The 13,947-nt window shown below is 68.4% G+C and carries 13 protein-coding genes and 1 pseudogene; 1 reads left to right on the top strand and 13 read right to left on the bottom strand.

Annotation, left to right across the window (positions count from 1 at the left end; translation table 11 throughout):
- Positions 1-28: 28 nt before the first annotated feature.
- The 5 genes and pseudogenes from AC1VNX_RS32775 to AC1VNX_RS32755 form a co-directional block, all read right to left on the bottom strand.
- Entirely contained in the window at positions 29-1,540 is a 1,512-nt protein-coding gene (locus AC1VNX_RS32775) for a tripartite tricarboxylate transporter permease (RefSeq protein WP_301503778.1), read from the bottom strand.
- A gap of 13 nt (positions 1,541-1,553) precedes the next feature.
- Positions 1,554-2,042: a tripartite tricarboxylate transporter TctB family protein gene (locus AC1VNX_RS32770; protein WP_483161676.1), complete on the bottom strand. Its 489-nt coding sequence runs from the start codon at positions 2,040-2,042 to the stop codon at positions 1,554-1,556.
- A 210-nt stretch (positions 2,043-2,252) separates the two neighbouring features.
- Positions 2,253-2,671, bottom strand: a pseudogene (locus AC1VNX_RS32765) (RNA recognition motif domain-containing protein).
- Positions 2,672-2,854: 183 nt separating this feature from the next.
- Positions 2,855-3,091, bottom strand: coding sequence for a DUF3820 family protein (locus tag AC1VNX_RS32760; RefSeq protein ID WP_483161675.1), 237 nt, complete (start codon positions 3,089-3,091; stop codon positions 2,855-2,857).
- A gap of 7 nt (positions 3,092-3,098) precedes the next feature.
- On the bottom strand, positions 3,099-3,494 hold the full coding sequence (locus AC1VNX_RS32755) for a translation initiation factor Sui1 (RefSeq protein ID WP_483161674.1): 396 nt from the start codon (positions 3,492-3,494) through the stop codon (positions 3,099-3,101).
- A 58-nt stretch (positions 3,495-3,552) separates the two neighbouring features.
- Between AC1VNX_RS32755 and AC1VNX_RS32750 the strand changes: the two genes are divergently transcribed.
- On the top strand, positions 3,553-4,830 hold the full coding sequence (locus AC1VNX_RS32750) for a DEAD/DEAH box helicase (protein WP_483161673.1): 1,278 nt from the start codon (positions 3,553-3,555) through the stop codon (positions 4,828-4,830).
- Between the two features lie 10 nt (positions 4,831-4,840).
- Here the strand turns inward: AC1VNX_RS32750 and AC1VNX_RS32745 are convergent, their stop codons facing one another.
- The 8 genes from AC1VNX_RS32745 to AC1VNX_RS32710 all read right to left on the bottom strand — a co-directional run bounded on the left by AC1VNX_RS32745 (position 4,841) and on the right by AC1VNX_RS32710 (position 13,846).
- Entirely contained in the window at positions 4,841-5,143 is a 303-nt protein-coding gene (locus AC1VNX_RS32745; protein WP_483161672.1) for a Dabb family protein, read from the bottom strand.
- Between the two features lie 101 nt (positions 5,144-5,244).
- Complete coding sequence (locus tag AC1VNX_RS32740; protein WP_483161671.1) at positions 5,245-6,006, bottom strand: slipin family protein; 762 nt, start codon at positions 6,004-6,006, stop codon at positions 5,245-5,247.
- A gap of 96 nt (positions 6,007-6,102) precedes the next feature.
- A complete protein-coding gene (locus AC1VNX_RS32735; RefSeq protein ID WP_483161670.1) occupies positions 6,103-7,266 on the bottom strand; it encodes an acyl-CoA dehydrogenase family protein in 1,164 nt (387 codons plus the stop codon).
- Positions 7,267-7,282: 16 nt separating this feature from the next.
- Complete coding sequence (locus tag AC1VNX_RS32730; RefSeq protein WP_483161669.1) at positions 7,283-8,443, bottom strand: acyl-CoA dehydrogenase family protein; 1,161 nt, start codon at positions 8,441-8,443, stop codon at positions 7,283-7,285.
- A gap of 37 nt (positions 8,444-8,480) precedes the next feature.
- Positions 8,481-9,386: an SDR family oxidoreductase gene (locus AC1VNX_RS32725; RefSeq protein ID WP_483161668.1), complete on the bottom strand. Its 906-nt coding sequence runs from the start codon at positions 9,384-9,386 to the stop codon at positions 8,481-8,483.
- A gap of 37 nt (positions 9,387-9,423) precedes the next feature.
- On the bottom strand, positions 9,424-11,391 hold the full coding sequence (locus AC1VNX_RS32720; protein ID WP_483161667.1) for an acetyl/propionyl/methylcrotonyl-CoA carboxylase subunit alpha: 1,968 nt from the start codon (positions 11,389-11,391) through the stop codon (positions 9,424-9,426).
- Positions 11,388-12,998, bottom strand: a complete 1,611-nt coding sequence (locus AC1VNX_RS32715) for an acyl-CoA carboxylase subunit beta (protein WP_483161666.1) — start codon at positions 12,996-12,998, stop codon at positions 11,388-11,390. Before AC1VNX_RS32715 ends, AC1VNX_RS32720 begins: the two co-directional genes overlap by 4 nt.
- A 74-nt stretch (positions 12,999-13,072) precedes the next feature.
- Positions 13,073-13,846 carry an MHYT domain-containing protein gene (locus AC1VNX_RS32710; protein ID WP_483161665.1) on the bottom strand — a complete coding sequence of 258 codons (774 nt, stop codon included), beginning with the start codon at positions 13,844-13,846 and terminating at the stop codon, positions 13,073-13,075.
- Positions 13,847-13,947 lie beyond the last annotated feature (101 nt).

The following is a 13,947-nucleotide window of genomic DNA, read 5'->3' as shown; positions in this document are numbered from 1 at the left end:
ACGAAGTGCGCGAAGCCTGGGGGCGAACTCAATCCTCCACAAAGGCCTCTTCGCGCTTGGCCTTGATGGCCGGCAGCAGCACGATGCCCAGCAACAGCACCGCCGCGACCAGCAGCCCCGCCGACAGCGGCCGCGTGACGAACACGCTCCACGCGCCGCGCGACAGCAGCAGCGCCCGGCGCAGGTTCTCTTCCATCATCGGCCCGAGGATGAAGCCCAGCAGCAGCGGCGCGGGCTCGGTGCGCAGCTTGATGAAGAGGTAGCCGATGAAGCCGAAGGCCGCCACCATCCACACGTCGAAGGTGTTGTTGTTGGTCGAGTACACGCCGATCGCGCAGAACAGCACGATCGCCGGAAACAGGAACCTGTAGGGCACCGTCAGCAGCTTGATCCACATGCCGATCAGCGGCAGGTTCAGGATGATCAGCATCGCGTTGCCGATCCACATCGAGGCGATCAGGCCCCAGAAGAGTTCGGGGTTGCTGGTCATCACCTGCGGGCCGGGCTGGATGTTGTGGATCGTCATCGCGCCCACCATCAGCGCCATCACCGCGTTGGGCGGAATGCCCAGCGTCAGCAGCGGGATGAAGGAGGTCTGCGCGCCGGCGTTGTTGGCCGACTCGGGCGACGCCACGCCGCGGATGTTGCCCTTGCCGAAGGGCACTTCGCCGGGGCGCATGCGGATCTTCTTCTCGAGCGCGTAGGAGGCGAACGAGGCCAGCAGCGCGCCGCCGCCGGGCAGGATGCCCAGCGCCGAGCCGAGGGCCGTGCCGCGCAGCACGGCGGGCAGCATGCGCTTGAAGTCGTCCTTGGTGGGCCACAGGCCCTTGACCTTGTGCGTGAACACCTCGCGCTCGTCGTCGGGCTGCGAGAGGTTGCCGATGATCTCGCCGTAGCCGAACACGCCCATGGCGATGACCACGAAGCCGATGCCGTCGGTGAGCTCCGGAATGTCGAAGCTGTAGCGCGCCACGCCCGAGTTGACGTCCGTGCCCACGATGCCCAGCAGCAGGCCCAGCACGATCATCGCCACCGCCTTCAGCAGCGAGCCCGAGGCCAGCACCACCGCGCCGATCAGGCCCAGCACCATCAGCGAGAAGTACTCGGCGGGGCCGAACTTGAAGGCCAGCTCGGTCAGCGGCGGCGCGAAGGCGGCCAGGATCAGCGTGCCGACGCAGCCCGCGAAGAACGAGCCCAGGCCGGCGGCGGCGAGCGCCGGGCCCGCGCGGCCCTGCCTTGCCATCTGGTAGCCGTCGATGCAAGTGACCACCGAGGACGATTCACCCGGCAGGTTCACCAGGATGGCCGTGGTGGAGCCGCCGTACTGCGCGCCGTAGTAGATGCCCGCCAGCATGATCAGCGCCGACACGGGCGGCAGCGCGTACGTGGCGGGCAGCAGCATCGCGATGGTCGCGACCGGGCCGATGCCGGGCAGCACGCCGATCAGCGTGCCCAAGATGCAGCCGATCAGGCAATACAGCAGGTTGGTGAAGGTGAACGCGACGCCGAAGCCGGTCGCGAGGTTGTTGAAGAGTTCCATGGCGGTGTGTTCCTCAGCCCGAGATGAAGGTGGGCCACACCTGGATCTGCAGCTTGAGCGCCCAGATGAACGCCACGTAGCTGCCGGCCGCCAGGATGGTCGCGAGGATCAGCACGTCGCGCAGCCTGAACTGCTCGCCCGCCATGCTGGAGATGATGGTGAGCGCATAGATCGCGATGATCATGCCCATGGCCGGCAGACCGATGCTGGGCAGCCCGCCCAGCAGCACGCCGAAGGCCAGGTTCGCGCCGAGCACGAAGGCCAGCGGCTTCCAGGCCCACTTGCCGATCGGGTCGCCGTCGGTGGTCTCGACCACCATCGCCTGGAACATGATGATCGCGCCCAGCACCGCCAGCAGGATGCCCAGCATGAGCGGGAAGTAGCCCGGCCCCATGCGCGCGCCGTCGCCGATGGTGTAGGTGGTCGCGCCTATGGCGAAGGCGCCTCCCACGGTGGTGAACATGACTCCTGAAAAGAAGTCCGCCTGGCTCTTCATCCGCATGTCTCGCTCCTCTTGTTTTGAGGAAACGAGGGTCGATCTGTGCGCCTGACCGTTGGCTGACCAGCGCGGTACGAACAAGTGCGTACCGCAGGGCAAGGGTTCTCCCAGGGGCCGGGCCCGCGCCGGTCGGATTCCGACGTGCTCCGGAAACGAAAAAAGCTCCCGAAGGAGCTTTTTCGTTCAAAGGCCCGAAGGCCCCGAGGGGAGGGCTCAGTAGCCGCCGCGGCCACCGCCGCCGTAGCCACCACCGCCGCCGCCGTAACCGCCACCGCCGCTGCGGTCGCCGCCGCCGTAGCCACCGCCACCGCTGCGGCCGCCGCCACCGTAGCCGCCGCCGCCACCACCGCCGTAGCCGCCGCCACCGGTGCGGGGGGACGGGCTTCCATCGGACGGGCTTCGTTCACCGTCAGGGCGCGGCCCTGCAGCGAGTGGCCGTTCATGGCTTCGACGGCTGCGAGTGCTTCGGCATCCGTACCCATTTCGACGAAGCCGAAGCCCTTCGAACGGCCGGTGTCACGTTCCATCATGACCTTGGCGCTGACGATCGAACCGAATTCGCCGAAAGCTTGTTCCAGGTCGTTGTCACGCACGGAGTAGGCGAGGTTGCCTACGTAGAGTTTCTTGCCCATTGAGGGACTCCTAATTCAAACCAAAAAGACAAAGCGATGGAGTCCCAGAATCACAACAAACAAAATGCGCTGTGGCGCGAAACTGACCGATCACCGAATTACGTGCACGGGAGCCGGGAGGCCCACTGACACGTAGCGTGGATTATCCTGCCCGAATAGCAAAAATTTCGGCGAAATCGTGCGTTATCGGGTAACTCCCTGGCTCGAAGGGCGGTTTCGCAACGGTTTCAGCAGGTCGGAAAGCCCGTTGTGGTCTATTTCATGCATCAAAGCGAGCAGCCTGCCGATCTCTCCCGAGGGAAAACCCTCGCGTGCGAACCAGCTCAGGTAATTGCCGGGCAGGTCGGCGATCAGCGTGCCCTTGTATTTGCCGAAGGGCATTTCAAGTGTTACCAGTCGTTGCAGGTCTTCGGGGTTCATTGCGCGCTCAGCCTCCCGTCCGCTTGACCGTGTGGCCCAGCTTGAAGAGCGCGGCGATCACCGTCTCGCGGTGGTCGCCCTGGATCTCGATCGTGCCGTCCTTCACCGTGCCGCCCGTGCCGCAGGCCGCCTTGAGCTGCTTGCCCAGTGCCAGCAGCGCCGCCGCGTCGAGCGCCACCCCCTTGATGAGCGTCACGCCCTTGCCCTTGCGCCCCTTGGTCTCGTGCGACACGCGCACAATGCCGTCGGTGGCCGGTGTGCTGCGTGCCTTTTCGAGCTCCTTGCAGCGGCAACGGGCCACGGGCTCGCCGCAACCGGGACACATGCGCCCGCCACCGTCGGTGGAATACACCAGGGTGCCACCGCCGGACTGACTGGCGCGCTGCTGTTTCATCGTCGACATCCGATACGCCTCTTTCTTTCTACTTTCTTTCTCTCTCTTGCCCGTCGCGCTCACACACATGCCATTCGACTCACTGGGCCTGGCCCCCGCGCTCGTGCAGGCTGCCGCCCGAAGCGGCTTCGCAACGCCGACCGCCATCCAGGCTGCGGCCATTCCCGCGATTCTGCAAGGCCGCGACGTGCGGGGCTCGGCGCAGACCGGCTCCGGCAAGACCGCCGCATTTTCCCTGCCCCTGTTGCAACGGCTGACCGAGCCACGAGAGCAAGGCCCGCGCCGCATGCGCGCGCTCGTGCTGGTGCCCACGCGCGAGCTCGCGGCCCAGGTCGGCGACACCATGCACGAACTGGCGCAGCACCTGCCCGAGCGCCTGAAGATCGTCACCGCCTTCGGCGGCGTGTCGATCAACCCGCAGATGATGAGCCTGCGCGGCGGCGCCGACATCGTCGTCGCCACGCCGGGCCGGCTGCTCGACCTGGTGGAGCACAACGCGCTGAGGCTCGGTGCGGTCGCCATGCTCGTGCTCGACGAGGCCGACCGCCTGTTCGATCTCGGCTTCGCCGAGGAGCTGGGCCGCATCCTCGAACTGCTGCCGAAGCGACGCCAGAACCTGTTCTTCTCGGCCACGTTCCCGCCGGCCATCCAGGCGCTGGCCGACCGCACGCTGCACGACCCCGCCATCGTCGACGTGCAGGGCGAGCCGGGCACCGCGCCCGACATCGTGCAGCGCGTGATCGAGGTCGACGCCAGCCGCCGCACCCAGCTGCTGCGCCACCTGCTCGAGCAGCACGAGAACGAATGGGACCGCGTGCTGGTCTTCGTCGCGACGCAGCACGCGGCGCAGACCGTGGCCGAGAAGCTCTACCGCAACGGCATCTACGCCGTGCCCTTCCACGGCGACATCGCGCAGGGCACCCGCAACAACATCCTTTCGCAGTTCAAGCAGAGCCGCTGGGACGTGGTGATCGCCACCGACCTCGCCGCGCGCGGCCTCGACATCGCCCAGCTGCCCGTGGTCATCAACTACGACCTGCCGCGCTCGCCGACCGACTACATCCACCGCATCGGCCGCACCGGCCGCGCGGGCGAGAGCGGCCTCGCCATCAGCTTCGTGAGCGCGGCCACCGAGGCGCATTTCCGGCTGATCGAGAAGCGCAATGGGCTGAAGCTGCCGCGCGAGCGCGTCGAAGGCTTCGAGCCGGTGGAAACCGCGCCGCCGGTGGTCGATGCCTCGGGCACGGGGGGGATCAAGGGGAAGCGGCCGAGCAAGAAGGACAAGCTGCGGGCGGCGGCTGCGCTTGCTGCCGCGCGGGGAGATGCCCCCGAAGCGAACGACTGACCGCTGCCGATCAGTCCACCGCGTAATCCACCTGATGCCGCGCGATCCGCAGATCGCCCAGCTCCTCGCGAATGCGCAGGTGTGCCGGATGCGTGGCATAGCCATCGAGCGAAGCCTGGCTGTCGAACTCGCTGTAGAGCACCACATCGCAGGCGTAGCCCACGCGGCTCGAATCGACGCCGACCTCCAGGTGCAACAGGCCGGGTATCTGCCCACGCAGCGATTCGAACTTGCGCTTGAGCAGCGCGCGGGCCTGCATTTTTTCTTCGGGCGTGTCGCCACGCAGGTCCCACATCACGATGTGCTTGAACATGCGGACGATGATAAGCAGGCGCCCCGCGAAAGGCCATGCGCGGCAGGCCTCTGGAGGTGGAGAACAGTTTTCCGCTTTCCGCCTTTGCGTGCAGCAGAGCGCTAGGCAGCCTGCTTGCCCATGAAGCTCGCCAACAGGTCCACCGGCAGCGGGAACACGATGGTGGTGTTCTTGTCCGCGCCGATGACGGTGAGCGTTTCCAGGTAGCGCAGCTGGATGGCCTGCGGCTCCTGCGCCAGCACGCGCGCGGCCTGGAAGAGCTTCTGCGAGGCCTGCAGCTCGCCTTCGGCGTGGATCACCTTGGCGCGGCGCTCGCGCTCGGCCTCGGCCTGCCGCGCGATGGCGCGCACCATCGACTCGGTGAGGTCGATCTGCTTGATCTCCACGTTCGACACCTTGATGCCCCACGAGGCCGTCTGCACGTCGAGCGACTCGCGCACGTCGAGGTTGAGCTGCTCGCGCTCGGCCAGCATGTCGTCGAGCTGGTGCTTGCCGAGCACCGAGCGCAGGGTGGTCTGGGCGAGCTGGCTGGTGGCGTTGAAAAAATCCTTGACCTGGACGATGGCCTTCTCGGCGTCCACGATGCGGAAGTAGACGACCGCGCTGACCTTCACCGACACGTTGTCGCGCGAGATCACGTCCTGCGTGGGCACTTCGAGCACCACGGTGCGCAGGTCGACGCGCACCACCTGCTGGATGGCCGGTATCACGAACACCAGCCCGGGGCCCGCGACCTTCGAGAAACGCCCGAGGGTGAAGACGATGCCGCGTTCGTATTCCCGGAAGATCCATATCGCGGAAAAGAGCAGCACCGCCAGCAGAACCAGGATGACGGCGCCGATACCTGAGGTGAGAGAGAGCATGTCGGTCTCCTGCGACCCAGCGAAAGCGCTGGATGGTTGGACACCGGGCGCGCGGCGGCGTTCCCTCCCACGTCCCCACGCCCCTCGGAAGGCTACCTACCAGCCCATCTGTTTCGCTGCCAGCTCCTTCATGATCTCCTCGGCCCCGCCGCCGATCATCATCACCTTGACCTCCCGGTAGATGCGCTCGCTGACCGTGCCGCGCATGAAGCCCATGCCGCCGAGGATCTGCACCGCCTGGTCGGCGCAGAACTGCATGGTCTGCGTGGCGTGGTTCTTCAGCATGCAGATCTGTGCCACCCATTCTGGGGCGTTGTGTTGGCCGGCCGCTTCCAGCGCATCGCCTTGCGCCGACACCGCCTCGATCCATGCCTCGGTGGAGGCGATGCGCATCTGCATGTCGACCAGCTTGTGGCGCACCGCCTGGTGCTCGATGAGCGCGGCGCCGAAGGCCTTTCGCTCGCGTGCCCAGGCCAGCGCCTCGTCGAGGCATGCCTGCGAAAAGCCCAGCGCGCCCGCGGCGAGGCCGATGCGCTCGCCGTTGAAGTTGCCCATGATCATGCGGAAGCCCGCGCCGTCGTCGCCCAGCAGGTAGCGCGCGGGCACGCGCACGTTGTCGAAGTGCAGGGTGGCGGTGTCGGAGCAGAGCCAACCCATCTTCGACAGCCGCGTGCGCGTGAGGCCGACCGCCTCGCCCGGCACCAGCAGCATCGAGATGCCGCCCGCGCCACGCCCCTCGCCGGTGCGCACGGCCACGGTGATCCAGTCGGCGCGCATGCCCGAGGTGATGAAGGTCTTTTCGCCGTTGACGACGTAGTGGTCTGCATCGCGGCGTGCCGTGGTGCGCAGCGCCGCCACATCGGAGCCGCCGCCGGGCTCGGTGATGGCCAGCGCCGCGATCTTCTCGCCGCGCAGCACCGCCGGCACCACCTCGCGGCGCACTGCGTCGCTCGCGTGCAGCACCACCGGCGGCAGGCCGATGTTGTGGGAGAACAGGCTTGCGAGCACGCCGCCGCTCTTGCCATGGCGCGCGAGCGCGACCCACGCCGGCAGCTTGAGCGAATACGAGGCAGGGGTGCCGCCGAGTTCTTCCGGATAGCCCAGCCCCAGAAGCCCCAGCTCGGCGGCGCGTGCGTAGAGCGCGCGCGGAAACTCGCCCGCGTCGTCCCAGGCCTGTACGTTCGGCGCGATCTCGGTTTCTGCGAAGCGCCGCACCGTGTCGGCGAGCGCGATGCGGTCTGCCTGCAGCCCGGCGTCCATGCGATCGGCTTCCTGCTCAGCCGCGGGGAGGGCGCTTGGCGATGCCCATGGTCTTGGCGAGGATGCCCAGCATCACCTCGTCCGCGCCGCCGCCGATGGAGCCCAGCCGGCCGTCGCGGTACAGGCGCGAGACACGGTTCTCCAGCGTGAAGCCCATGCCGCCCCAGAACTGCAGGCAGGTGTCTGCCACCTGCCGTGTGAGGCGGCCGGTCTTGAGCTTGGCCATCGACGCGAGTTCGAGCACGTCCTCGCCCTGCACATGCAGGTCGCAGGCGCGGTAGGTGAGGGCGCGCAAGGCCTCCACCTCGGTCTTGAGTTCGGCCAGCTTGAACTGCACCCACTGCTGGTCGGCCAGCGTGGAGCCGAACATCTGGCGCTGCTGCGCCCATTCGATGGTCTGCGCGATGCAGTCTTCCATCGACTCCAGCGAACTCGCCGCAGCCCAGAGGCGCTCTTCCTGGAACTGCTGCATCTGGTAGACGAAGCCCTGCCCCTCCTCGCCGATGCGGTAGCGCTGCGGCACGCGCACGTTGTCGAAGTAGATGAGGCCGGTGTCGCTCGAATTCATGCCGATCTTGCGCAGCTTCTTCGCCTTCTCGATGCCGGGGCTGTCCATCGGCACCATGACCAGCGACTTGTTGCGGTGCACGGGGCCGTCGCCGGTGTTGACCAGCATGCACATCCAGTCGGCCTGCAGGCTGTTGGTGATCCACATCTTCTGGCCGCTGATGAGGTAGTCGCCGCCGTCCTTGCGCGCGTAGCTCTTCAGGCCCGCCACGTCGCTGCCCGCGCCGGGCTCGCTCACGCCGATGCAGCCGACCATGTCGCCCGCGATGGCCGGCGCCAGGAACTCGCGGCGCAGCTCGTCGCTGCCGAAGCGCGCGAGCGCGGGCGTGCACATGTCGGTCTGCACGCCGATGGCCATCGGCACGCCGCCGCAGCTGATGTGGCCCAGCGCCTCGGCCATGGCCATCGCGTACGAGTAGTCCAGGCCCGCGCCGCCGAAGGCCTCGGGTTTGTTCAGGCCCAGCATGCCGAGGTTGCCGAGCTTCTTGAAGACCTCGTGCGCGGGAAAGATCTCGGCCTCTTCCCACTCGTCCACGTGCGGGTTGATCTCGTCGTCGATGAAGCGGCGCAGGGTCTTCTGGATCTCGAGGTGTTCGTGGCTGTACTGCATGAGGTGGTCTCCGGTCTTTCTTTCTTTTCTCGTTTCTTCACTTGTCCTGGAACACGCGCGGCTGCTGCGCGAGGTGGAAGCCGTCGAAGGGTTTCACCGCCGCGCGCTGCTGCGCCTGCGCGTCGGGAATCGCCATCGGCCAGCCCATGCGCACCTGCGGGCGTGCGCCGTCCACGCGCAGCACGCTGCCGCTGATGAAGCTCGCGGCCGGGCCCAGCAGGAAGACGATGGCGGCGGAGGTCTCGGCCTCGTTGCCGAAGCGGCCGGCCGGCACGGTCTTGCGCATGGCGCGAAGCATGTCGCCAGCCTCGGGCGGGTAGTGGTCCATGCCGCTGGAGGCGATGTAGCCCGGCGCCACCGCGTTCACGCGCACGCCGCTCGCGGCCCATTCGAGCGCGGCCGTCTCGGTGAAGCTCACCATGCCCGCGCGCGCCGCGCCGCTGTGGCCCATGTTGGGCATGGAGCCCCACATGTCGGCCACGATGTTGACGATGGCGCCGCCGTTGGCCTGCATGCTCTGCAGGTAGCACTCGCGCGCGACCAGGAACCCGCCCGTGAGGTTGGTGTGGATCACCGCCTCCCAGCCCTTGGCCGAGATCGCATGCAGCGGCGTGATGTACTGGCCGCCGGCGTTGTTGACCAGCCCGTCGATGCGGCCGTGCGCGGCGACGATGCTCGCGACTGCCGTGCGCACCGCGTCTTCGTCGCGGATGTCGAAGGCCTGCGTGGACGCCTTGCCGCCGGCGGCCTCGATCTCGGCGCGCACCGCGTCGAGCTTCTCGGGCTTGCGGCCGACCAGCACCACCTGTGCGCCCAGCGCCGCGAGCTCGTGTGCGGTGCAGCGGCCGATGCCGGAGCCTCCGCCGGTGACGACGACGACCTGGCCGTCGAAGAGCCCAGGGGCGAAGACGGAGCGATAGTGGGAGGAAGAAGGTGCGTTCATGTGGATGGCTTTCGGGAAGACGTGAGCGCTGTCTCTGTCATGCATCGGCGACCTGTGCGACCACATGGCGCGCCGCCACCTGCGCACCCACCGCGACATGCAGGGCGACCTTGCCTGCGCGCGGCGCGCAGTGCACGTGCTCCATCTTCATCGCTTCGAGCGTGACCAGCGGCTGGCCCGCGGCGACTGCCTCGCCCTCGGCCACCAGCAGCGCGATCACGCGGCCGTTCATGGATGCGCGCAGCAGGCCATCGCCGCCACCGGCATCGGCGCGGGTAGCGGCGACGTGCGTGAGGTCGTCGAGCCGGTGGGCCTGTCCGTCGTGGTGGAAGAACACGCAGCCGTCGTGCCGCGCGACGAATGCCTGCGCGGACAGTCCGTTGCACGAGAAGCGCAGGCTGCCGTCGCCGGGCAATGCGAGCAGCGCGAGCTGCACCGGCTCTCTGCCGTCCAGCGCGACGTCGAAGCGGGCGGCGCCGCGTGGCGTCACGCGTGCGGCGTGCACCGTGCCGTCGAGCTCGAAGCGCAGGGAGTTTGGAAGCGTGTGCGCCAGCGGCGAGGGCCAGCCGCGTTCGCCGAGCTGCAGCAGCAGCGCGGCGAGCAGCGCTGCGCGGTCGCGGCCCGCTTCGTCGGCGGCGAGCAGTTCGTCGACGTGGTCGGCCACGAATGCGGTCGTCGCCGCACCTTTCGCGAAGACTTCGTGCGACAGCGTGCGCTGCAGCAGCTGCTGGTTGGTCGGGATGCCGAGCGCGACGGTGTCCTGCAGTCCGGCAAGGAGCCGCTGTCTTGCGTCCTCGCGCGTGCGTCCGCTCGCCACCAGCTTGGCGATCATCGAGTCGTAGAAGGGCGGCACCTCGGCGCCGTCGCGCAGGGCGTGCTCGGTGCGCAGCGCGGCGGAAGGACGCCATGCCGCGAGCGTGCCGCTCTGCGGCATGAAGCCTTGCTGCGGATCTTCGGCGCACAGGCGCACTTCGATCGCGTGGCCGGCGATGCGCACGTCCTGCTGGGAGATCGGCAGGGGCTCTCCGGCCGCGACGCGCAGCTGCAGTTCGACCAGGTCGAGGCCCGTCACCATCTCGGTCACCGGGTGCTCCACCTGCAGGCGCGTGTTCATTTCCATGAACCAGTACCGGCCCTCGGCATCGAGCAGGAATTCGAGCGTGCCCGCGCCTTCATAGGCGATGGCTTTCGCCGCCGCCACGGCCGTGGCACCCATGCGTTCGCGCAGCGCTTCGGAGACGGCGGGCGAGGGTGCTTCCTCGACCACCTTCTGGTGCCGGCGCTGCACCGAGCAGTCGCGCTCGCCGAGGTGGATGGCGTTGCCGTGCCGGTCGGCGAAAACCTGCACCTCGACATGGCGCGGCGCAACGATGGCGCGCTCCAGGATCACGGTGGCGTCGCCGAATGCGTTGAGCGCTTCCGACTGTGCGCTGCGCAGCTGCGCGGCGAAGTCGGCGGCCGATGCCGCGAGCCGCATGCCGCGCCCGCCGCCGCCGGCCGTGGCCTTGATCATCACCGGCCATCCGATGCGCGCGGCTTCGGCTGCGAGTGTCCTTTCGCTCTGGTCCTCGCCCTGGTAGCCCGGAATGCAGGGCACTCCCGCCGCCTGCATCAGCCGCTTGGCGCCGGCCTTGTCGCCCATCGCGCGGATGGCTTCGGGCGAGGGGCCGATGAAGACCAGCCCGGCGTCGCGGCAGGCCTGCGCGAAGGCCGCGTTCTCGGCGAGGAAACCGTAGCCCGGATGCACCGCGTCGGCGCCGCTGGCGCGCGCGGCCTCGACGATCGCGGCGATGTTCAGGTAGCTCTGGGCGGGCAGGGGCTCGCCGATGCACACGGCCTCGTCGGCGAAGCGCACGTGCTCCGAGCCGGCGTCGGCGGTGGAGTACACGGCCACGGTGCGATAGCCCATGGCGCGCGCCGTGCGCATCACGCGCACCGCGATCTCGCCGCGGTTGGCGACCAGGACCTTGCGGAATCCGGTGGTGGTGTTGCTGCCTTTGCTCATGGCCGTGCCACCCCGAACTGCATGGGTTGGGTCACGCGGGCGTCGGCGTCGCGGCATACCGAGAGAACCTCGGCCAGCACGGCGCGGGTGTCGCGCGGGTCGATCACGCCGTCGTCCAGCAGCAGGGCGCTGGTGGTGAACACGCTCATCTGCCGGTCGAATCGCTCGATGACCTGCTGCTGCATCGCGTCGATCTTCGCCTGGTCGACCGCGCCCTTTCGCGCCATGCCGGCCTCCATCACGATGGCCATGGTCTTCGCCGCCTGCTCGCCGCCCATCACGGCGGTGCGCGCGTTGGGCCAGCTGAAGCAGAAGCGCGGCGCGAAGCCGCGGCCGCACATGCCGTAGTTGCCGGCGCCGTAAGAGGCGCCGCACAGCAGCGTGACCTGCGGCACCGTGGCGTTGGAAACCGCCTGGATCATCTTCGCGCCGTGCTTGATGATGCCGGCCTCCTCGTGCGCGCGGCCCACCATGTAGCCGGTGATGTTCTGCAGGTAGACGATGGGCGTGCGCGTCTGGCAGCAGGCCTGGATGAAGTGCGTGGCCTTGGTGGCGCCGTCGGAGTCGATGGGGCCGTTGTTGGTGATGATGCCCACGGCATGCCCTTCGAGCCGGATGTGGCCGCAGACGGTGGCGCTGCCGTAGTGCTCGCTGAACTCCAGGAACTCGGAGCCGTCGGCGATGCGCGCGATGACCTCGCGCATGTCCACCGGCCGCCTGCCGTCGCTGGGCATGATGCCGAGAAGCTCCTCTGCGTCATGGCGCGGCGGCGCGAATTGGCGCGGCGCCTCGTCGCGCGCCCAGTCGATGCCGCCGAGGATGGTGCGCGCGATGCGGATGGCGTCGCTGTCGTCCTCCGCGAGGTAGTCGCCCAGGCCCGAGATGTGCGTATGCATCACGGCACCGCCGAGTTCTTCTTCCGTGGCGATCTCGCCGGTGGCGGCCTTCAGCAGCGGCGGCCCCGCGAGGAAGGCGCGCGTGCGGTCGCGCACCATCACGATGTAGTCGGAAAGCCCGGTCTGGTAGGCGCCGCCCGCGGTCGAGGAGCCGTGCGTCACCGTCACCACGGGCAGCCCGGCGGCCGATAGCCGCGCGAGGTTGCGGAAGATGTTGCCGCCGCGCACGAAGTCCTGCACGCGGTAGTGCATGAGGTTGGCACCGGCGCTTTCCACCAGCTGCACGTAGGGCAGCCTGTTCTCCAGCGCGATCTCCTGCACGCGCAGCTGCTTGTCGAGGCCCATGGGCTGCAGCGCGCCGGCGTCGATGCCGGAGTCGGAGGCGTTGACCATGCAGCGCACGCCCGAGACGTAGCCGATGCCGGAGATCAGGCCGCCGCCGGGCACGCTCTTCGAGAGATCGGGGTTGTCCTGCCCGAGGCCGGCCAGCGAGGCCAGCGGCAGGAAGGGAGCGCCGGTGTCCAGAAGCAGCGCGATGCGCTCGCGCGGCAGCAGCTGCCCGCGCCTGGCGAAACGCTCGGCCGAGGCCCCGGATGCCGCGACGGCGCGGGCCTCGTGCTCGCGCACCTGGCCGAGCAGCGCCAGCATGCTGGACCGGTTGGCCTGGAAGGTGTCGCCGGCCGTTTGCAGCCGGGATTCGATGACTGGCATGTGAGAGTCCGTGCAGATCGTTTTTTCGCTCTGCACCGACTCTAGGATGCGGGCGCCGCGCCCGCTTGCGCTTACTAGCTGGCGCGGACCCGGCGGGCGGCGACCGGTGCGTCGAGGCTGCTGCCGGTGACCACCCAGTAGATGAAGATCAGCACCGCGCCGGCCGTGCCGAACACCGTCAGGCCCATGTAGCTGCCGCCGATGGCCAGCGCGTCGACCGGCGCAGCGGCGGTGCAGACCATGCTGGCCGCGCTCATGCCCACGTAGTGCATGGTGCAGACCGCCACGCCCATCACGGCGGCGGCCGCGACCTTGTGCGTGAACTTGCGCAGGTTGAAGGCCAGCCACAGGGCCGCCGCGGCGGCGGTAACGGCGATCAGCACCGACAGCCCCACCGTCGTCAGGTCGAAGTTCATCGAGGCGCGCATGTTCATCGCGAACATGCCCATGTAGTGCATCACGCACACCCCGATGCCCGCCAGCAGGCTGCCGCCGAGCCAGCCCGACCGGCTGAACTTGCGCCGCCCGCCGGCCATGTACAGCGCGATGCCCGAAATCAGGATGGCCGCCACCAGCGACACCACCGTGAGCGGCATGTTGTACGAAATGGCCACCGGCAGCCGGTACGCCAGCATGCCGATGAAGTGCATCGACCAGATGCCGATGCCGCCCAGCGCCACCGCCGCGCAGGTCACGACGGCGAGGTTGGGCTTGCCGTCCGCGCCGACCATTCGCCCGGCGCAGATCAAGGCCACCAGCGAGCCCGCGAAGGAAATGAGGAAGGAGAGCGCCACCATGCCCAGGGAGTACTCGGGCGACAGGATCTGGCCTACGACGAGCGGAGTCATTCGATGTCCCTTTCAGGTCAAAAGAGCGCCTCGCGGACCCCCCGCCGCCGGATGCGGACGGGACGCCACAAGACGTCCCGCGCAGTCTGTAATGTTTGTTT

It is taken from the genome of Variovorax sp. TLI9-5A (genome assembly GCF_056867935.1).
Note: the sequence above shows the minus strand (reverse complement) of the source record. Positions and strands in the feature narration are given on the sequence as shown.